Origin of the sequence: Streptomyces sp. SID3343, assembly GCF_009865215.1 — a bacterium.
In the GTDB taxonomy this organism is placed as follows: Bacteria; Actinomycetota; Actinomycetes; order Streptomycetales; family Streptomycetaceae; genus Embleya.
This window is the reverse complement of sequence record NZ_WWJX01001473.1, coordinates 1-19,079: the sequence shown is the minus strand read 5'-3', so window position 1 is coordinate 19,079 and position 19,079 is coordinate 1. Positions and strand designations below refer to the sequence as shown.

Genomic DNA, 19,079 nt, shown 5'->3' with positions numbered 1-19,079 from the left:
CGCGACACCGACGCCATCCACGCAGCCGGCGCGATCGGCGTCACCGTGCGCTCGACCACCCCCGCCGGCACCGTCACCACCCGCAGCGGCGAAGCCGAGCTGCACACCGGCCGCCCGATGCCGCACAACGGCAACTACCGCACCGGCAGCACTACCAAGACGTTCATCGCGACCGTCACCCTGCAACTGGTCGCCGAAGGAAGGCTTTCCCTCGACGACACCGTCGACAAGTGGCTGCCCGGACTGGTCACCGGCACCAACGACGGCACCCGGATCACCTTGCGAGACCTACTCGGCCACACCAGCGGCATCCGCAGCTACACCGGCGTCCCGCAGGCCTTCCCGGGCCTGTACTCGGCGGCCGGATACCGGGCGAACCGCTTCCGGCACTACTCTCCCGAAGAACTGATCACCCCCGCCCTGTCTCTGCCGAGCATCTTCGAACCGGGCACCGGATGGTCCTACTCCAACACCAACTACGTCCTGGTCGGCATGGTCATCGCCAAGGCCACCGGCCACTCGTGGGGCGACGAAGTACGCGATCGCATCATCCGCCCCCTCGGGCTGCGCGACACGAAGGTACCCGGCGACGATCCGTTCCTCCCGTATCCGCACGCGCAGGCCCAGCACACCTTCCGGGGCGACACCCGGCCCACCGACACCACCGTGCTCAATCACACCGTGGCCGACGCCGCAGGTGCGATCGGCAGCACCCCGAGTGACATCGAACGGTTCTTCAGCGCGCTGCTCGGCGGCAGGCTGTTGCGCCCGGCCCAACTTGCCGAGATGCGTCGCACCCACCCGATCCCCGACGAGCCCGGCCGCGGCTACGGCCTCGGACTGGAGTACACGCCGCTCAGTTGCGGCGGCGTGTACTGGCAACACGGCGGCGACGACCTCGGCTTCTCCAGCGAGAACGGCGTCACGGCCGACGGACGACGCTCGGTCCTGGTCGTCAAGAACAGCGTCGACGAGAACGACGAAGCCAAACAGGAACGTATCGACGCCGCGACGAAGAAGCTCATCGATGACGCGCTGTGCGCACCGGATCCCACCCGCTCCTGAGCGAAGGCCCCGGTCACCACGTAACCACACGTCGACAGCAGGTACTCCAAAGTGAGGAGTCTTTGATCCGCTATAGAAGTAGTCGGGCTCTACGGCGCGTACGGGACGACCGACGGTTGATGTGGTGATCACCGACGAGGAGCGCGAGACGCTGGTGCGTCGGTCGCGGCGGGCGACGTCCTCGCAGGCTCTGGCACCGCGTTGTCGAACGTGCTGAGCTGCGCCGACGGCGTGTCGAACACGCAGGCGGGCAGGGACTTTTCGGTGCATCCGGTGACGGTGGCCAAGTGGCTCAGGCTTCGTTCGCTTCGGTAGCCGCGCCGGCGCATTCGGCCCGCCTGGCGAGTTGTGCTCCGATCCCGTCGAGGATGCTCTCGATGCCCTCGTCGAAGCGTTGTTGCAGAGCGGCCGTCAACGGCGGCTGATCGCCGAACGCGTGGGCCAGGCGAGGGTAGTTGTCCGCGAATTCGGGCGTCGGGATGTGCTTTCGGGCGTCGTCCCACCACTGCTTGTCCGTGACGCCGGTGCGGCGGGTCAGTTCCACGTCGTTGACGTGGATCAGTGCCATGCCCTGGGTAAAGGCGACGACGGCGAGCAGCAGGGTGGCCTGTTCGTGCGCGGAGAGGCCGAGTCCGTCGAAGGCGGTCAGTGCCCGTTCGCCGTCGGCCGCGGCGTTGTGGCTCCAGCGCATGCGTGAACCGACCATGGCGTACCGCAGGATCCACGGGTGACGTTGGTAGAGGGCCCAGTCACGGCGCGCGGTGTATTCCAGTCCGGCCCGCCAGCCGGCCGGGGGCGGACCGGGTTGCGGGTCTTCGCCCAGGGCCAGGGCGACCATGTGGTCGATGAGGTCGTCCCGGCCCGAGACGTGGCGGTACAGCGACATGGTGCCGGCGCCGAGGTGGGTGGCCAGCGCGCGCATGTGCAGGGCCTCCAAGCCCTCGGTGTCGGCGACGGCGATGGCGGCACGCACGATGCGATCCAGGGACAGTTGGCTCCCGGACTCGGTCGTGACGTCGGCGACCTCCGTGGCAGCGGCTGTGGTGGGGAACTTCCGCACACCTGTGGGCGCTTGGGGCGTGGCGGCTCGGTTGCGGTGTCGCGCGCGGTAGGCCTTCGCGCGGCAGGATCGCGAACAGTAGTCACGCGGGCGCCCCCGCCCGCCGATGGGGATCGCCGCATCGCACCAGGCGCACCGGAACATGGCCGCCTCCCTTCATTTCGACACGGACTCATGCGTGACGTAATCCTAGCGGGGTGACACCCCAACCCGTGTCGAAACGTGCGATCGGGGAGCGTAGTTTATTTCGTTGAGGTCGTAAGTGGTCATGCGTATTGTGTACGCAGCCAGCCACGAAGATGCGACCGCAGCAAGGGGATCCCATGTCGACGCCCGATCAACTCGCCGGGAGCACGGCCAGAGCCGGCACCCGGGAATGGATCGGCCTCGCCGTCCTGGTCCTGCCCTGCATGCTCGTGGCCATGGACATGTCGGTGCTGTTCATGGCGCTGCCGTTCCTCAGCTCCGATCTCGAACCCAGCAGCTCCGAACTGCTGTGGATCATGGATGCCTACGGATTCCTACTCGCGGGCCTGCTCGTCACGATGGGTACCGTCGGCGACCGCGTCGGCCGCCGACGCCTGCTGCTCCTCGGCGCCGTCGGGTTCGGGGTCGCGTCCATACTCGCGGCGTACGCGACCAGTCCCGCCACGCTCATCGCGTCCCGCGCGCTGCTCGGTGTCGCGGGAGCCACCCTCGCGCCGTCCACGCTGTCGCTGATCCGCAACATGTTCCACGACCCGGGCCAGCGCAGCGCCGCGATCGGCATCTGGACCGCCGGTTTCGCCGGCGGCGGAGTACTCGGCCCGATCATCGGCGGCGCGCTCCTCGAACACTTCTGGTGGGGCTCGGTGTTCCTGGTGAACGTGCCGGTCATGCTGCTGCTTCTGGCCCTGGGCCCGTTGCTGCTGCCGGAGTTCCGCGACCCGAGGCCCGGTCGCTTCGACTTCCCCGGCGCCGCGTTGTCACTGGTGGCCGTGGTCGGTTTCGTCTACGGGATCAAGAAGATCGCCGAGAGCGGCTTCTCGTGGACGCACCTTGCGGTGAGCCTGGCCGGGGCGGCCGTGGGGGCGGTCTTCCTCCAGCGCCAACGGGTCATCGAGCATCCGATGCTCGACGTGGCACTGTTCAGGTCGCGGGCGTTCAGTGTCTCGCTCGCCACCAACTGGCTCGTAATGCTCGGTCTCGTCGGATTCGGGCTGTTTTCCTCGCAGTTCCTGCAACTCGTTCTCGGCATGGGCCCGCTGGAGTCGGCGCTGTGGTCGCTGCCCGGGTTCGTGGTGATGCCCGTGGGTGTCGCGCTCGGCACCACGCTCGCTCCCAGGATCGGCAAACCCAACGTGATCGCGCTGGGGCTGGCCGTGGCGGGCGTCGGATACCTGATGTTGTGCCGGATCCAGGCCGATGCGAGCGTCTGGCACCTGTTGGTCCCCAATGCGGTCACCGCGTTCGGTGTCGGTGCGGTCTTCGCTCTGGTCACCGACCTCATCCTGGCCGCGGCGCCACCCGAGCGCGCCGGTTCCGCGTCGGCGCTCTCCGAGACCGCGGCCGAGTTCGGCGGCGCGCTGGGTATCGCCGTGCTGGGCAGTGTCGGTACGGCCATCTACAGGGGCAGTCTCCAGGACAACGCGCCCCCGGGACTGTCGCCGGGGCAGATCCGGGACGCCCAGGACACCCTGGGGGGCGCCGTGGAGACTGCGGCCGTCGTCCCGCCGGCGACCGGGCGGATGCTGCGCGACGCCGCGTTCGAGGCGTTCGCCCGCGAGATGCGCGTGATCGCGCTCGTGGCAGCGGTTCTCATGGCGCTGACCGCCGTCTTGGTGGGAACGCTCCTGCGAAGCGGTCGCGGAGCCGAACCGACCAAGAGCGAGGCGGCGGCCTCCCTCGACCCGCAGGTCGCGTCCTCACCGACCGCCTGAGCCACCGGCCTCCTCGTCGTCGAGCACAACGGCGGCAGGGCGGCGCCTGCCGTGAGCCGGTAGCCGCCGTCGACACCGCGACTGGCCTCGACCGGGTAGCCCAACTCGCGCAGCCGGTCGACGTCGCGCCGCAGGGTGCGCGCGGAAACCCCGAGCCTGTCGGCCAACTCGCCGCCCGGCCGGTGCCGGTGGGTCCGGAGCAGGGACAGCAGCCGCAGAGTCCGTGAGCTTGTGTTCGCCATGCCCTCCAGGACGGCGGCGATTGAGGTCGGGAAGTGACCGCTATGCCTCATAGCGTGGGTCTCACAGGAGCGGCACGAGCCCGGGCCGAACGCGCCGACTGATCGATACGAGGAAGATCATGACCGACAGCACGAGGCGGGAAGCCCAGTCGGCCGAGCCCCTGGTGGCAGACCACCGGACCGACATGTCGAGCCCGGTGCATCACCTCGGCCACGGGCCCACCGCCTACCACGGGATGTCCGAGATCACCAAGGCCGGTGTCGGCGATGTCGTCCCCGTCTCCGGCGCGGCGGGCGGCGTCGGGTCGCCGGCCGGACGGATCGCCGAGTGCCGGGGCGCGCGAAGGTGCTCGGCAGTGCGGGCAGCCAGGCGAAGATCGACTACCTGATCGACGAGCTCGGCTTCGACGCGGCGTTCGACTACCACGACGGCCCCGTCCTCGATCATCTGCGGGACCTGGCCCCCCGAGGGCCTCACCGTGTTCTTCGACAACGTCGGCGCAGAGCGGTTCGACGCGGCGGTCGAGGCGGCGGCGCCGGGGCCGCTTCGCGCTGTGCGGCGCGCCGGCCACTCGGGTCGGCGACCACGAGGACCGGTTCCCCGAGCCGGGCACCTACAAGGGCAACGTCTCCGTCCGGGTCGCAGGCTGAGGATCCAAGCGCGTCGCCCGTCACACCCGGAGGCGACGCGCGCTCCCGCTGACGTCCCCGCCATCCAAGGAGAACCGGCACCACATGACCAACGCCTCCGTGCTGTCCACCCGCACTCTGAACCGGACACTGCTCCAGCGACAGTTCCTGGCCGCCCGAACCTCCCGCCCGGTACTCGACGTCGTCGAACACCTTGTCGCCCTGCAGGGGCAGGAGCCCAACTGGCCTTACGTGGGGCTGTGGACCCGGCTGGCCGACTTCCGACACGACGAGCTGACGGCACTGCTCCGCGACGGGCGCGTGGTGCGCTCCGCAGCTCTACGCAGCACCCAACACCTGATCGCCGGCAACGACTTCCGCTGGCTGCGGCCCGTCGTCCAGCCCGTCCTGGACCGCACCGCCCGGGCGCGGTACTTCGCGGCGCAGACCGCCGGGTTGACCATCGCCGAGCTCACCGACGCCGGTCGGGAGCTGATGGCCGGTCAAACCCTGCCTCGGCGAAAGCTCGCCCTGTCGCTCGCCGAGCGCTTCCCGGGCCGCGACGGCCGCGTGCTCGCGGGGGCGGTGGAGCTGCGGGTACCGATGGTCCACGCCCCGGACACCGGCGCCTGGGGTGCCTGGGGCAACCGCCCCAACATCGCCATCACCCTCGCGGAGCACTGGATCGGCCGACCGATGGCAGCGCCACGAGTCGAGACGATGATCCGCCGTTACCTGACGGCGTTCGGCCCGGCCGGCGTGCGGGACATCCAGACATGGTCGGGGCTGACCCGCCTGCGTGAGGCTCTCGACGGGCTGCGGTCACAGCTGCGCGTCTTCCACGACGAGCGGGGCACTGAGCTTTTCGACCTGCCGGACGCGCCGCTCGCCGACCCGGACCTGCCCGCCCCCGTGCGATTTCTGCCCGCCTTCGACAATGTCCTCCTCGGGCACACGGACCGCACGCGAGTGATCAGCGAGGCAGACCGCAAGCTGGTGATGCCGGGTCAGGCCATGGTGCGGCCCACCTTCCTCGTTGACGGCTTCGTCCACGGCACCTGGTCGGTGAAAAGCTCCGTACTGCTCGTCTCCCCCTTCCGGCCGCTGTCGCAGGCGAGTACACAGGCAGTACTGGACGAGGCCGAGCGACTTCTCCCCTTCGTCGCACCTGAAGCGGCCCAGCGGGGGGTCGCGTTCACCTGAGAACAACGGGACGCTTCGTGGCGGCCTGCCGAGCGTCCCACCCGTCGCGGCGCCGGGCTCGCCCGTCCGGCCCAGCGCCGGAACCCGGCCGGCCGCGATCCCGACGCGCTGAAGAAGGCCATACGTATCGACCGCGAACCGGGCACGTCCGTCGATTCGCCGGCCGACAAGCCCGAGCGCTTCGCAGAGTCCGGCGGCCCGCCGGTGCGGGCCGGCCGGAGGCAGGTGTGCGGGGCCGGCCGGTGGTGAGCCGGCTGTCCGAACGGGCGGGGGCGGTCTGGATGACGGCCCTGGCGAGGAGGTCCACGGCGGCTCGCGAGGGCGAACCGGCCACAGTGGTGGCAGCCACGATGCCAGGCTTCGACTCCCGGCTCCAGGTCTGCTGCGTGGCGGTCGGTGAACCGACCGGCGGCGCAGGAACCAGTGCTCACGAAGATGCGGTCCCCGGACCGGCGCCGCCGACGACCGGCACGGTGGTGTCGGGCCCGGCTCGGGGTGAGTGGTGGCCCTGGTCTCTCCGGCCGCGGTGACCCGCGGGCCCGTGACCTTGACGCGGTGGACGGGGCCGTAGTCGCTCTTCCCGCCGATGCGCCAGCGGTCGCGGCCGTGCTGTCGGGTGCCGGGCACGATCCTGGACGCGCACACGTGTGTGAACGGGCTGCGGTCGAAGCCGTGGCGGCGCGTGCGTCGACGAGGGACAACCGCACCAGCGGATCGCTCGCGACGGACGGGGATTCGGCCACGACGACGAACGCTCGATCACCGGGGGCTGTCGGTCTCGGCCGTCGGAACGCGTGGGTCGACCACGTCGGCGCCGTGTTCGGTGATCTCCGTCCAGAAGGCAATGGCCATCTGCTCGAAGCGCAGACCGTAGGCCAAGGCGGCGGCCTGTGGGGGCTGGAACCTCAGGCCGAGCCCGGGGGGATTCGGTGCGGGCTCGTCCGGGGCCGGAGCCGAGGCGAGGATCGCCTCGTACTCGGCGCGCTTGCGGCGGTGCGTCTGTAGTCGCTGCGCGGCCAGGCGTTGAATCTGCGCCGCGCCGGACGAGCCGTCCTGCTGGAAGTAGAGCCGCAGCAGGCCCTCGTCGCGGATCTCCGTGGGGTCGTCGGCCGGGCCGGCGAGCCACCGGGCGAGCAGGTCCCGCCCGGCCGGGGTGAGCGACAGTGTCCGGCGTCGGCGCCCGACGCTCTCCCGCTCCTCCAGGACGAGTCCGTGCCGGACGAGCCGCGCGGCCTCCGCGTAGATCTGGGACCGCGGAAAGGCCCAGAAGTGCCCGACGCTCTGCCGGATTTCGCAGTCGAGCGCGTACGGCGTCGCGGAACCCGACTGTTCGAGCAGACCGAGCACGACATAGGCGCTTGCGGAGAACGTCGGCATTCCTTGCCCCGATCCGGACGGTCTGAATCCCGGCATTGCACGGCCGACGCCGGGCTTGGACGATTCAAACAGTACAGGCTGCACCTTCACACCCGACGATCGGAGTCGTCCGTGACCACCACGAACCACAACCCGTATCTGAAGGGCAACTTCGCCCCCATCTCCGACGAGGTCAGCGTCGACGACCTGCCGGTGACCGGGACGCTGCCCCCCGAGCTGAACGGCCGCTACCTGCGCGTAGGCCCCAACCCCACCGGACCCGACGAGACCGGCAGGGGTCACCACTGGTTCGTCGGTCGGGGCATGGTGCACGGGATCCGCCTGCGCGACGGACGCGCCGAGTGGTACCGCAACCGATTCGTCCACGGCGACGTTCCCGAGGAGTCCCCCAACACCAACATCCTCGCCCAGGGCGGCCGACTCCTCGCCCTCGTCGAGGGAGGCGGGGCACCGGTGTCGATCGCCCCCGATCTGAATCGGATGGCGACCTGGGACGCCGACGGAGCCTTGCAGGACGGCTTCACCGCCCACCCGAAGATCGACCCGACCACCGGCGAGATGCACTCCGTCAACTACCTGATCCGGCCCGGCGCGCAACACCTGCGCTACGTCGTCCTGGACGCCACCGGAAAAGCGACGCACACCGCCGAACTGCCGGTCTGCGGAGTGCCGATGGTCCACGACATGGCGATGACCGCCACCCGCGTCGTGGTACTCGATCTGCCGGTGACCCTGTCCACGGACGCCGTCGACCGCCTGAAGGCCGGAACACCGCAACACGGCGACGCGCTCCCGATGCGCTGGAACGAGGAACACCCCTCGCGGGTGGGAGTATTGCCCCGCGGCGGAACCGCGGACCAACTCACCTGGATCGACGCGCCGCGGTGCTACGTGTTCCACGTCCTCAACGCGTACGACGCCCCCGACGGCTCGATCGTCATGGACGTCGTCCGCCACGACACGGTCTTTCGCGACGTGTTCCGCGGCCCCGCCGACGCGCTGCCCGCACTGGCCCGCTGGACCATCGACCCGAACCGCGGAACCGTCCGCGAGCAGATCGTCTCCGACCACAGCGTCGAATGGCCCCGGATCAACCCGGATCGAGTCGGACACCCCCACCGCTACGGCTGGTTCGGCGCGGTCGGTCCCGACGGCCTGCGCCTGTCCGGCGACATCGACCGTGACCTCGGCGGCAGCTTCCAACCCGGGCCCCTGGTCAAGCTCGACACCACGACCGGCGAGACCACGACCCATCACTTCGGACCCGGCCGAGCGACCCAGGAGCCGACGTTCGTGGCGCGGCCCGGCGCCGAATCCGAGGACGACGGCTGGATTCTCTCGGTCGTGCACGACGGCAACACCAACCGCGGCGAACTGGTCGTGCTCGACGCCGCCGACATCACCGCGGCCCCCGTGGCACGTGTCCGCCTGCCGCGACGCGTGCCCTTCGGATTCCACGGCAACTGGATAGCCGACAACGAGATCGGCGCATAACCACCGGACAGCGGCCGGCCGGTGACCGAGTGCGCGAGAACAAGGCGCACCGGTCCCGGTCGGCCGGCGGCACACCGTGATCCTCGCCGTCCGCGGCCCTCGTTTCGCCCGATGCCGAGTTCGGCGGCCGGCATCCACCGGGCGCTGGTCGAGCACGCCGAACACGCCGAACACGCGGCCTACTTCGCAACCGTCTGGCGGGCGCACGGCGACACGACGCCGGCGTGTCGCCGTGCTCAGGTGGCGGTCCGCAGATGTTCGTGCGCCCACTCTTCGAAGCCGGTCGGGTCGATGCCCAGCTCACGAGCGAACCGTGGCCGGGCCGGCTGGCCGACAACCTCCAGGAACTCGTGCGTGGCGCCCATGTCTCCCATGCCGGCGGCGCGGGCCTGTTCCTCGGTCATGTCCGGGGCCGTCAGCCGGACGCCCATGGCGCGGGAGAGGATCTCGGCGATTTCGGTCATGGTCAGGTAATCGCCGGCGAGCTCCAGTTCCACTCGGTGGAACTCGGCGGGGGCGGAGATGGCGGCCGCCGCGGCTCGGCCCACGTCTTCGGCCGCTACCAGTGCCAGGTGCGTGCTCGGTTTGACGACGGTGACCAGGCCCCCTTCGACACCGCGGGGGAAGTAGAACCGCATGGCCGGCTCGAAGTTCTCCATGAAGAACGACGGCTTGAGCAACGTCCAGTAGGGAAAGTCGAGTTCGCGCAGCCGGTCCTGGATCGCAGCCTTCGTGCCGAGCGGGGCTTCCATCACCGCCCACCGTCCTTCGGCCCAGCCCGGGGCCTCGACGTGCGCTCCCACGCCGCTGGTGGAGGACTGGACGAACTGCTTCACGCCGGCGGCCCGCGCAGTCGTCATGAGGTTGTCGGCCTGGCTGACCTCGCCGGCGAAGTCGAACCCCTGCTCGGTGTACGCGGGCATCTGCACGGAGAAGACGGCCCGCACTCCGTCCACGGCCGCCTCGAGGGTCGCAGGTTCGGTGAGATCGCCGACGAACAGGCCGGCGCCGAGTTCTTCGACGGCGCGCGCACGCGGCGTGCTCGGGTCGCGCACCAGGGCACGCACCGGTATTCCCCGCGCGAGCAGGGCGCGGGCGGTGGCACCGCCTTGACGGCCGGTGGCACCGGCGACGAGAACCGGTGTTTCGCCAGTGGTCATGTGTACATCTCCTCAGCGGTCACACACATTAAAAACGGCGGGGCACGCCGTTTTGTGTTCGCTACAATACGGCGGGGCCCGCCACTAATCAACGTTGGGGAAATCATGACCGGCCAGCGCTCGGACGCCCGCCGCAACCACACGCACATCCTCGCCGTGGCCGAGGCCGAGGTGGCGGCCCAGGGAGCCCAGGCATCCCTGGAGCGGATCGCCCGTATCGCAGGCGTCGGATCGGCCACCGTCAGGCGCCACTTCCCCACCCGCAAAGCCCTACTCGAAGCCGTCTTCCGACAGCGCGTCCATGACCTGTGCGATCGCGCTCACACGCTCTGCGGCGAGCACGACAGCCGCTCCGCGCTGGTGGAATGGCTGCGTGAGCTGCTCGCCTACTCACTCGCCGCGCGCGGTCTGGCGGACGTCCTCTGCTACCAGCCCCTCCAGGACGAGGCCGACCAGGACTCCTGTGCGCCGACCATCGCCGCAGCCGGCGCCTTGCTGCTACGCAAGGCCATCGACGACCGGACCGTCCGCGCGGACATCACCATCGACGATCTGCTCATACTGATCGTCGGAATCGCCCTGGCCACCGAGAAGTACTCCGACCCGACGATGCAGGCGGACCGCGCCTTCCGGCTCGCCGTCGCAGGCTTCGGCGCCAACGGCACCTGAGCACTCACCCATACGACCGGCACAGCCCTGACAGCCGTCGGAGGCCATCTGTTCGAAGGCGTCGAATCCGAGGGCCCGAACCAGGCGCCCGGGGTGGCGAGGGTGGTGCGGCCGCCGCGGGGGGCGGGGCAGCCGGCGTTGTCGTAGTCGAACAGGGCGCGCTCGTTGTAGCCGTGGATGTCGGTGGTGCCGCCGGTGGCGGGCTGCGGGTTGCGAATTCCCCACCGGACGCGAGTACTTCGCCCTGCGGTCGTCTCCGGACCGGCAACGCATACTCGCGACGGTGTGACTGCACACCGAGGCCGGCGGAAGCCTCGACGGCGTGCGGGTCTTGCTCAAGGTTGCGCCGGTACCCCTGTCCCACCCGTCGACGAGGTCCAGGACGTCATCCCGCTCCACCACCCCATCCAGGCCGACACCGACCCGAACGACATCACTGTACGGACTGACATGCCGCCCACGTCGACTCCCGCAACCGGGCCTGCCCGGCCCCGCCCACACCCACGCCCCCTCGCACGCACCGGCCGCGCCCGCGTCGACGGAGGTGCTCCGCCGGTCCCGCACCACGGCCCGGATCCGGGCCGGCAGGCGCCCGGTCCGCCGCTGGTAGCGCTCCAGCGCATCGCGGGCCCGCTCACGAAACGTGATGCGGGGGGGCAGACCGAAGCGGGGCAGACCAGCCCTGCCCGTTGGGTGGGCCGTCGAATTCGTCCACCGCGACGCCCTCCGGAACGCCGACGCCCGCGTCTCGCGTTGTTCGGAGGTGGGACCGGTCCTCCCGCAGAACTCGGCCTGGAAAGCCTCGATTTCGGCCGCCGTGTGCGCCGCCGGCCCCTCGTCGGGCTCCGGATGCGCCGTCGGCGCGCCCGCGACCACCACCGGTGTCGTGCCCCGAGCGGTCGTCCGGAATCCGGCCTTGCACGGCGTCAGGTGACCTCCGACAGCACCCGGCCGCTCTGACACACGTAACGCCCGCCGTCCAGGGTGAAGCACTTGAGCGGCTCCCAGTCGCGAACGCCGGGCAAGCGGTGGACGTACAGGTCCCGGCCGGGCGGGGTGGAGCTCGAACTCGCGTCTTCGATCCGGCGGTGTCGACCGAAACACCGCTACCACACCGCCTACTCACGGCCCGGTCGTGGGCGGCAGGGTGAACTCGGCCCGTACCCCGCCGCCGGATCGGGGGGTCATGGTCAAGGTGGCGTCGTGGCCGGCCGCGACCGCGTCGGCGATCGCCAGGCCAAGACCCGTTCCGCCGCCGTGCAGCCGGTCGCGGTGGCCTCGGCGGAAGGGTTCGCGTAGTTCGGTCAGTCGGGCCGGGGTGATCTCGGCGCCGCTGTTCTCGACAACGAGGCGCCCGGGCGAGCCGGTGACGCGCAACAGCCCGCCCCGATTGTGGTCGACGGCGTTGCGGATCAGATTGTCCACGAGGAGTTCGAGCAGGACGGGGTCGCCTTGGACGAGGGTCGGCTCCAAGGATCGATACACGCTGATGCCGCGCTCGTCGATCGCGGCAGCCGCTCGGGCGAGCGCGTCGCCGGCGAGTTCGTCGAGCCGTACGGGCCCGATCGTGGTGGCGCCGTTCTCGCTCTGGGCCAAGTCGAGGAGACCGTCGACCAGGCGCTGTTGACGGTCGAGTTGTCCCCGCAAGTCGTTTACCAGACGGGGGAGTTCGTCCCGGACACCGGGGCCGGTCGCCGACGCGGCGACGTCGGCGGCGACATCGGCGGCGGCGACGTCGGCGGCGACATCGACCAGGGTCCGCATGGTGGTGATCGGTCCGCGCAACTCGTGCGAGGCGTTCGCCGCGAAGCGGTGTTGGGCGGCGAACGCCCGCTCCAGCCGCGCCAACATCGCGTTGAACGTCTCGGCCAGTTCCCGCATCTCGTCGTGCGGGCCGGCCACCGGTATCCGCCGGTGCAACTCGTGCCGGGACAGTCGTCGGGCCGCCCCGGACACCGCGTGCACGGGGCGCAGGACCCGACCGGCCATCAACCACCCCAGGCCCGCCGATACGAGCGTCATGCCCGCGACTCCGAGCCCCGCCGTGACCAGCAGCCGTTCTCGCAGTTCGCGCCTGGCCTCCTGCTTGGCCCGGAGCCCCACCTGGGCCGGATCGGCCGACTTCGGCAGGTAGGAGACACTTTGCCCGCTGGTCGTCGTGGGCGGATTGCCCGGGGCGAACGTCATCGTGATGACGACGGCGCTGAGTACGGCGCCGGAGAGCGCGAACAGCGTCGCGTACAACAGACTCAGCCTGGTGCGCGCGGTGACCCGGCAGGGGCGTGCGTCGTCGGTGCCGGTCACGGCACCCGATATCCGGCGCCGACGACGGTGACGATCACCTGGGGCGGACCGAGTTTGCGACGCAGGGTCGCCACCGTGGTGCGCATGCTGTTGGAGAACGGGTCCGCGTGCTCGTCCCACGCCCGGTCGAGCAGTTCCTCCGCGCTGACCACCGCCCCGTCCGCGCCGAGCAGGACGTGCAGCACCATGAACTCCTTCGGGGACAGGCGCACGAAGCGCCCGTCGCGCTGCACGACGCGCTGCGCCGGATCCAGGCTGATGCCGGCCCGTTGCAACACGGGCGGGCGAGCCGGCGTCGATCTGCGCACGAGCGCGTGGAGGCGCGCCACCAACTCGTCGAACGCGAACGGCTTGGCCAGATAGTCGTCGGCACCGCGGTTGAGTCCGTCGACTCGATCCCGCAGGGTCGCCGCGCCGGTAAGCATGAGAATGCGGGTGCTGCCGGTGCCCGCGGCCAGCAGTTCGCGGCACACCTCGTCGCCGTGTACCTCGGGGAGGTCACGGTCCAAAACGACCACGTCGTAACGGGTCACCGCGGCGCGCATCAGCGCCTGCGCCCCGTCCAACGCGACATCGACGCTGAATGCGTGGCGACGCAAGCCGCGCGCGAGCGCATGGGCCAACACGTCGTCATCCTCTGCCACCAGAACGCGCATGCCGGGCAACCTAGCGCCCGGGACATAAACGGGACTTCAACATTCGCGCACATCCTGTGTTGACGTCTCTCCGTGCAGGCTCCTCGACGTCGCCCGGCTTGCCGGCAGCCGCTGCCGGCCGCCCGTGAAGGCGCATCCGCCGGGCGACGCCGAATCGCCGAATCGCCCAGTCAAGGAGACGACATGCGACGATCGAACAGCCCCGGGTCGAACGCCGGGCGAGACCGCTCGAAAAGGCTCTTCGCCACGGCCGCCGTCGCCGTGATCGCCGCCGCGACCGCCGGTTGTGCCGGCGAGGGCAACAACCGCGTGGACAAGGCATCCGGGTCGAGCGCGTCCCCGGGCCCGCGCCATGTGCGCTCCGCCGCCGTGTCCTTCACCACCTGCATGCGCGAACGCGGATACGACCTCAAGGACCCGCAGTTCGACGACCAGGGGCTGCCCCGGATCGACGAGCAGGGCAAACGCGGCGAGCCGCAATACGAGAAGGCACGCCAGGAATGCCGCAAGCCGTTGGACGCCGCCGTGCAGGCCCAAGGCGTCCAGGGCAAGAACACCGCCGACCTCCTGCCGTTCACCCGCTGCATGCGCGAACACGGCGTCGACATCGCGGACCCGACCCCGGAGCAGGGAAACGCCCTGCGTCTGGACAAACAGACCATGAATTCCCCTGCGTGGAAGACCTCCTTGGACGCCTGTCGCGGCCAACTCCCGCCCGCCTACTCGGGCATGTTCGACAATGTGGGGGCGAAGTGACCGCCGACGCCCCCTCGGCCGGGCGCCGCGCCGTTCGGGCCTGCGTGGTCGTGATCGCGGCCTCCGGCGTCGCCGGTGCGGCGTGGTTCATGATCGTGGGCCCGGAACGCGGTACCGAGGACCGCGCCGAACACGATGTCCGGACGTCGCCGACGAAGACCGTCACGCGCGGGGACTTGGTCGCCACGTTCCAGGCCAATGGCCGACTCGGCTACACCGGCACGTATCGCATCGTCGGTGGTCGCGCCGGCACCGTGACCTGGGTGCCCCGGCCGGGCGAGGTGATCGAGCGGGGCGGTCCCGTGTACGCCGTCGACCAGCGTCCGGTGCCGTTGATGTACGGCAGCGTGCCTTTCTACCGGCCCCTTGATCCGGGGTCCGCGGGCGCCGACGTACGGCAGTTGGAGGAGAACCTCCTGGCGGCGGGTTTCTCGACGGCGGGCGAGTTGAAGGTGGACGACACGTACACCGCGACCACCGCCCGGGTCGTCGAACGCTGGCAACACGCCTTGGGCGTCGAGGAGACGGGCTCCATCGCCGCGGGCGATGCGGTGGTCGCGCCCGGCGCCCTCCGGGTGGGCGCGGTCGAACCGTTGGCGGGGCAACGAACCCAGCCGGGCGAGACCGTGGTCTCCGGCACCGGTACCGGGCACAGCGTCCTGGTCGACGTCCCCGTGGAGCGCCGCTCGTTCGTACAGGAGGAGCAGTCGGTCGCGGTCCTGCTGTCCGGCGGACGCACGGTGCACGGACGCGTCGCCTCCGTCGGCACCGCCGCCGATCCCCCGGCCGGCGGCACAGGCGACGGCACCGCGTCCGCGAACCGGACGGCCACGCCCGGATGCCAGGGCGCGGTGTGCGGCGGCCGGGTCGCCGTCGAGATCGCCTTGACGGCGGGCGAGGCGGAACTGGGCGGCCTCACCGAGGGATCGGCCTCGGTGACCTTTGCCGCCGACACCCGGCGGGATGTGCTCAGCGTCCCGGTGGAGGCCCTGACCGCGAGCCCCGTCGGCGGCTTCGTCGTCACCGTCGTGGACGCGGACGGACAGCGCCCGACACCGGTACAGACCGGACTCTTCACCTCCGGACGGGTGGAGGTGTCGGGCCCCGGCATCGACGCCGGGATCCAGGTGCAGGTGCCGACACCGTGAACGCACCCGCACCCGCACCCTCGCCCACAGACGCCCCAGCGCCCGCGCCCGTCCTCGAACTCGTCGGCGTCACACGCCGGCACGGCGACCTGGAAATCCTGCATGCCGTAGACCTGACCGTGCGCACCGGTGAACTCGTCGCCATCGTCGGCCCCTCGGGATCCGGCAAGACCACGATGCTCCAGATCATGGGCACCCTCGACCGGCCCACCTCGGGCACCGTGCACATCGACGGCCGAGACGTCACCGGCATGGGCGACCGGGACCTGTCGGCCCTGCGGGCCCACCGGATCGGCTTCGTGTTCCAACAGTTCTTCCTCACCCGGGCCCTCACCGCACTGGACAATGTCGCCACCGGCCTGCTCTACACCGGACTGTCCGCGCGACAACGCCGTGAACGCGCCGCCGGGGCTTTGACGCGGGTCGGACTGGCCCATCGCGCCGGACACCGGCCCGGTCAACTCTCCGGCGGTGAGTGCCAACGCGTCGCCGTCGCCCGCGCCTTGGTGGGACGTCCCGCCCTGCTGCTCGCCGACGAGCCGACCGGCAACCTCGACAGCAGGGCCGGTGCCGAGATCGTCGCGCTGCTGCACGCCCTGCACGAGGAGGGCGTCACCATCGCCGTGATCACCCACGACGCGGACCTCGCCGCGCGACTCCCGCGCCGGCTGCGGATCCGCGACGGGGCGATCGAAGCCGACGAACGCGACCGGCTCGGCATGGAAGTGGGCCCGTGACGCCGACCACGACGCGGCTGCCCAAGGCCCGCGTACGCGCCGCGGACGTCCTCCCGCTGGGCCTGATCGGCATGCGCGGCAGACCGGTACGAGCGGTGCTCTCCGGCCTGGGCATCGCGCTGGGAATCGCCTGTGTGGTGGCCGTGTTGGGGATTTCCGCGTCCAGCCAGGCCCGCCTGCTCGCCCGGATCGACGCGCTGGGCACCAACCTGCTCACCGTCCAGCCCGGTCACACCGTCACCGGGGACCAGGCAGGCCTTCCGGTCACCGCGCCCGCGATGATCGCACGACTGCCCGGCGTGCGGCAGGTCGCGCACGTCGGCGCGGTCGACGGGGCGATCTACCGCAACGACCACATCGCCGCGGCGGCCACCGGCGGCCTGACCATCCGTGCTGCCGGCCTCAACCTGCCGGACACCCTGCAACTGACCGTGGTCTCGGGCACCTGGCTCAACCCGGCCACCGAGCGATACCCGGCCACGGTGCTCGGCGCGGTCGCCGCCCGCCGACTGGGTGTCACCGAAGCGCGGGACGGCCCACAGGTGTATCTGGCCGGGCAGTGGTTCACCGTCGTCGGGGTCCTGGCCCCCTCCGTCCTGGACCCGTCGCTCGACGCCTCGGCGCTGGTCGGTTTCCCCGTAGCCGTCGAGCGGTTGGGCTCCGAAGGGCGGCCGACCAGGATCTACGAGCGCTCGGACGACGACGCGGTCGCCACCCTCGTCGGGCAACTTCCCCCCACCGCCGACCCCGCCGAGCCGAGCGCGGTCACCGTCAGCCGACCCTCCGACGCCCTGGTCGCGCGAGCCGCCGCGCAGAGCGTACACACCAGTCTGTTCGTCGGCCTGGGCGCGGTCGCCCTGATCGTGGGCAGCGTCGGCATCGCCAACGTCATGGTGATCGGGGTGCTGGAACGACGCGGCGAAATCGGCTTGCGCCGGGCTCTGGGTGCCACCCGCCGACACGTGCGAATCCAATTCCTGACCGAATCGGTACTCATGTCGCTCGGGGGAGGCGTCGCGGGCGCGGTGCTCGGCGCCATTGCCACGGCAGGCTACGCGGTGTACCGGGCCTGGCCGGTGGTGGTCCCGGGCACGGCCGTCACCGGCAGCCTGGCGGCAAGCCTCGCAGCCGGCACCATCGCCGGCATCTACCCGGCCGCCCGCGCGGCCCGCATGTCCCCCACCGAGGCGCTGCGCGCAGTCTGATCGACCATCCACGCCGGCAACGGCGTCACACCGTCGGCCCACCGACGTCCGGAGCCGGTGTACCAGGGCTTCGGTCTCGGTGGGTCGACGCTGCGCCCCCCGGACACGTTCACCGTCGAGGCCGTGGAGCGCCGTGGCGACCGCGAAAGCGCGTGGCGCGCGCGGTGTTCATCGGGGGCGTTTCACGGGTGTGCGTGGGTGAGCGGTACGTGACGGGCGTTGCCCTACCGGGCCGGGTGGGCGAGCAGATCGAGGGGCTCCTCGTCGATGCGACTGCTCGGCCGCACCGGTGCGCCCTCGCGCGTGTCGCGGGGGTTCAGGGGTGTGAGGTCGAAGCCGTAGGGGCGGTAGTACCCGGGGGTGGTGGCGAAGTCGGGGTTGAGGGTCGCCGCCACCAGGCGTCCACGAACATCGAGCACGCCAAAACCATGATCGGCCACGCCCTGGCGGCGCGGGAGCCGTTCGCGTGGCTGACCGCCGACGAGGCGTACGGGCGGTCAAAGGCTTGCGGTACTGGCAGCTGGAGCAACGTGGTGTCTTCCACGTGCTCGCGACTTTGGCGGGTCCAGGCCCAAGCGGAGTCGGGAGCAGGCGTTCGGGATCGCGTGGAGCGCGGCGAAGGCGTATCGGGAGCGGGTCGGGCACCTTGAGGTCCCTGCCGTTGTCGCGTTCGACGGGTGGCCCGAGGACGTACGCCTGGGGGTGCGGGTGACCACCACCAGGTCCCGGCGGCCGAAGCTTCCGCCGGAGCGGGCCGCGGCGTTGGACGCGATCGATCTGCGGTGGAAGTGAGTTCGGATGTCGGGTCCGGTGTTACGTTCGGCCGAGCGCGCGGTGTTCCCGTCGGAAGGAACTCCGCGCGTCCCGGTCGAAGGTGAGGCTCAACGTCGGATCCGGGGCAGGTCGGCCGATTCGCTCTTGTGTAGTCGGCGGTGAAGATGTCAGCGAACTGGCGACGTATGTCAGTGCGTTGGCCATCGGAAATATCAGTGAATCCGAAGGTGCGTCGGAGACCACTGCCGGGCGTCCCGGTCCGCAACCGCCGGCTCACTCCGGGGCGTCCCCGCTGTCATGACGTTGCCTCCGGCACCTTCGCCCATGCCGCCTTCGTGGTCGTACTGCGCCGAGGGAGCCGGCCCGACCGACCCGGTCGGCTGCCGAGGCGTCCACGTCAGCGGGCACACCCGGTGCCTGGCCCACCTCGACCCCGCCGACCGCATCGCCTACTTCGCAGGCCTGCGCGCCGGTGCCGATGTCGACCACCGCGGTACCACCTTCGACGACCCCCTCCTGGCCGCGCTTCTCAACGCCTTCCTGGATCCGACCACCGCCCGCCCTCACCTCGGTACCGCCCGGTTCGGCGGCGCGACGTTCGTCGCGGACGCCTGGTTCGACGGCGCCACGTTCGCCGCCGACGCCCGCTTCGACGGCGCGACCTTCTCCGCCGACGCCCG

Annotated in this window: 17 protein-coding genes and 1 pseudogene; 11 read left to right on the top strand and 7 right to left on the bottom strand. The window is 70.8% G+C overall.

What is annotated here, in order from left to right:
• Nucleotides 1-1,065 (top strand): serine hydrolase domain-containing protein (locus GT354_RS46945; protein WP_161363822.1); only part of this gene is annotated, 1,065 nt, incomplete at its 5' end.
• 292 nt (nt 1,066-1,357) lie between these two features.
• On the opposite strand, the gene GT354_RS46940 is transcribed toward GT354_RS46945, so the two are convergent.
• Nucleotides 1,358-2,038 (bottom strand): TetR/AcrR family transcriptional regulator C-terminal domain-containing protein, encoded by a 681-nt coding sequence (locus GT354_RS46940; protein WP_346012496.1) that lies wholly within the window; start codon nt 2,036-2,038, stop codon nt 1,358-1,360.
• A 410-nt stretch (nt 2,039-2,448) separates the two neighbouring features.
• On the opposite strand from GT354_RS46940, the gene GT354_RS46935 reads away from it, so the two are divergent.
• The gene (locus tag GT354_RS46935; protein WP_161363818.1) at nt 2,449-4,044 is read left to right on the top strand and encodes an MFS transporter; all 1,596 of its coding nucleotides are present in this window, start codon (nt 2,449-2,451) and stop codon (nt 4,042-4,044) included.
• 26 nt (nt 4,045-4,070) lie between these two features.
• Here GT354_RS46935 and GT354_RS46930 read toward each other — a convergent pair.
• Nucleotides 4,071-4,286: pseudogene (locus GT354_RS46930) on the bottom strand (HTH domain-containing protein); the annotation flags it as partial.
• A 119-nt stretch (nt 4,287-4,405) separates the two neighbouring features.
• On the opposite strand from GT354_RS46930, the gene GT354_RS46925 reads away from it, so the two are divergent.
• Nucleotides 4,406-4,675 (top strand): hypothetical protein, encoded by a 270-nt coding sequence (locus GT354_RS46925; protein ID WP_161363816.1) that lies wholly within the window; start codon nt 4,406-4,408, stop codon nt 4,673-4,675.
• A gap of 346 nt (nt 4,676-5,021) precedes the next feature.
• Entirely contained in the window at nt 5,022-6,119 is a 1,098-nt protein-coding gene (locus GT354_RS46920) for a winged helix DNA-binding domain-containing protein (protein WP_161363813.1), read from the top strand.
• 759 nt (nt 6,120-6,878) lie between these two features.
• Here GT354_RS46920 and GT354_RS46915 read toward each other — a convergent pair.
• Entirely contained in the window at nt 6,879-7,496 is a 618-nt protein-coding gene (locus GT354_RS46915; RefSeq protein WP_161363811.1) for a PadR family transcriptional regulator, read from the bottom strand.
• Between the two features lie 111 nt (nt 7,497-7,607).
• Here GT354_RS46915 and GT354_RS46910 point away from each other — a divergent pair, with 111 nt between their 5' ends.
• Nucleotides 7,608-8,990, top strand: a complete 1,383-nt coding sequence (locus tag GT354_RS46910) for a carotenoid oxygenase family protein (protein WP_161363809.1) — start codon at nt 7,608-7,610, stop codon at nt 8,988-8,990.
• A 236-nt stretch (nt 8,991-9,226) separates the two neighbouring features.
• On the opposite strand, the gene GT354_RS46905 is transcribed toward GT354_RS46910, so the two are convergent.
• A complete protein-coding gene (locus GT354_RS46905; RefSeq protein WP_161363807.1) occupies nt 9,227-10,150 on the bottom strand; it encodes an NmrA family NAD(P)-binding protein in 924 nt (307 codons plus the stop codon).
• 105 nt (nt 10,151-10,255) lie between these two features.
• Here GT354_RS46905 and GT354_RS46900 point away from each other — a divergent pair, with 105 nt between their 5' ends.
• A complete protein-coding gene (locus GT354_RS46900; protein WP_161363805.1) occupies nt 10,256-10,819 on the top strand; it encodes a TetR/AcrR family transcriptional regulator in 564 nt (187 codons plus the stop codon).
• Nucleotides 10,820-11,941: 1,122 nt separating this feature from the next.
• On the opposite strand, the gene GT354_RS46895 is transcribed toward GT354_RS46900, so the two are convergent.
• Nucleotides 11,942-13,123 carry a HAMP domain-containing sensor histidine kinase gene (locus GT354_RS46895; RefSeq protein WP_161363804.1) on the bottom strand — a complete coding sequence of 394 codons (1,182 nt, stop codon included), beginning with the start codon at nt 13,121-13,123 and terminating at the stop codon, nt 11,942-11,944.
• Nucleotides 13,120-13,779 carry a response regulator transcription factor gene (locus tag GT354_RS46890; RefSeq protein ID WP_161363802.1) on the bottom strand — a complete coding sequence of 220 codons (660 nt, stop codon included), beginning with the start codon at nt 13,777-13,779 and terminating at the stop codon, nt 13,120-13,122. The genes GT354_RS46895 and GT354_RS46890 overlap by 4 nt, the downstream gene beginning before the upstream one ends.
• Before the next feature lie 183 nt (nt 13,780-13,962).
• Here GT354_RS46890 and GT354_RS46885 point away from each other — a divergent pair, with 183 nt between their 5' ends.
• The 4 genes from GT354_RS46885 to GT354_RS46870 are packed head-to-tail and all read left to right on the top strand — an operon-like array spanning nt 13,963 to nt 17,625.
• On the top strand, nt 13,963-14,535 hold the full coding sequence (locus GT354_RS46885; RefSeq protein ID WP_161363800.1) for a hypothetical protein: 573 nt from the start codon (nt 13,963-13,965) through the stop codon (nt 14,533-14,535).
• The gene (locus GT354_RS55370) at nt 14,532-15,683 is read left to right on the top strand and encodes a peptidoglycan-binding protein (RefSeq protein WP_346012495.1); all 1,152 of its coding nucleotides are present in this window, start codon (nt 14,532-14,534) and stop codon (nt 15,681-15,683) included. The genes GT354_RS46885 and GT354_RS55370 overlap by 4 nt, the downstream gene beginning before the upstream one ends.
• Nucleotides 15,680-16,420 (top strand): ABC transporter ATP-binding protein, encoded by a 741-nt coding sequence (locus GT354_RS55365; protein ID WP_346012494.1) that lies wholly within the window; start codon nt 15,680-15,682, stop codon nt 16,418-16,420. The genes GT354_RS55370 and GT354_RS55365 overlap by 4 nt, the downstream gene beginning before the upstream one ends.
• The gene (locus tag GT354_RS46870) at nt 16,417-17,625 is read left to right on the top strand and encodes an ABC transporter permease (RefSeq protein WP_346012493.1); all 1,209 of its coding nucleotides are present in this window, start codon (nt 16,417-16,419) and stop codon (nt 17,623-17,625) included. The genes GT354_RS55365 and GT354_RS46870 overlap by 4 nt, the downstream gene beginning before the upstream one ends.
• A gap of 224 nt (nt 17,626-17,849) precedes the next feature.
• Here GT354_RS46870 and GT354_RS46865 read toward each other — a convergent pair whose 3' ends face one another.
• Nucleotides 17,850-18,044 carry a hypothetical protein gene (locus GT354_RS46865; protein WP_161363794.1) on the bottom strand — a complete coding sequence of 65 codons (195 nt, stop codon included), beginning with the start codon at nt 18,042-18,044 and terminating at the stop codon, nt 17,850-17,852.
• A gap of 679 nt (nt 18,045-18,723) precedes the next feature.
• On the opposite strand from GT354_RS46865, the gene GT354_RS46855 reads away from it, so the two are divergent.
• A partial coding sequence (locus GT354_RS46855; RefSeq protein WP_202513084.1) for a pentapeptide repeat-containing protein occupies nt 18,724-19,079 on the top strand: 356 nt, incomplete at its 3' end.

Coding starts and splice junctions, on each gene's coding strand:
- GT354_RS46885 (WP_161363800.1), top strand. CDS start 13,963: ATGCGACGATCGAACAGCCCCGGGTCGAACGCCGGGCGAGACCGCTCG.
- GT354_RS46935 (WP_161363818.1), top strand. CDS start 2,449: ATGTCGACGCCCGATCAACTCGCCGGGAGCACGGCCAGAGCCGGCACC.
- GT354_RS46915 (WP_161363811.1), bottom strand. CDS start 7,496: ATGCCGACGTTCTCCGCAAGCGCCTATGTCGTGCTCGGTCTGCTCGAA.
- GT354_RS46920 (WP_161363813.1), top strand. CDS start 5,022: ATGACCAACGCCTCCGTGCTGTCCACCCGCACTCTGAACCGGACACTG.
- GT354_RS46905 (WP_161363807.1), bottom strand. CDS start 10,150: ATGACCACTGGCGAAACACCGGTTCTCGTCGCCGGTGCCACCGGCCGT.
- GT354_RS46925 (WP_161363816.1), top strand. CDS start 4,406: ATGACCGACAGCACGAGGCGGGAAGCCCAGTCGGCCGAGCCCCTGGTG.
- GT354_RS46900 (WP_161363805.1), top strand. CDS start 10,256: ATGACCGGCCAGCGCTCGGACGCCCGCCGCAACCACACGCACATCCTC.
- GT354_RS46890 (WP_161363802.1), bottom strand. CDS start 13,779: ATGCGCGTTCTGGTGGCAGAGGATGACGACGTGTTGGCCCATGCGCTC.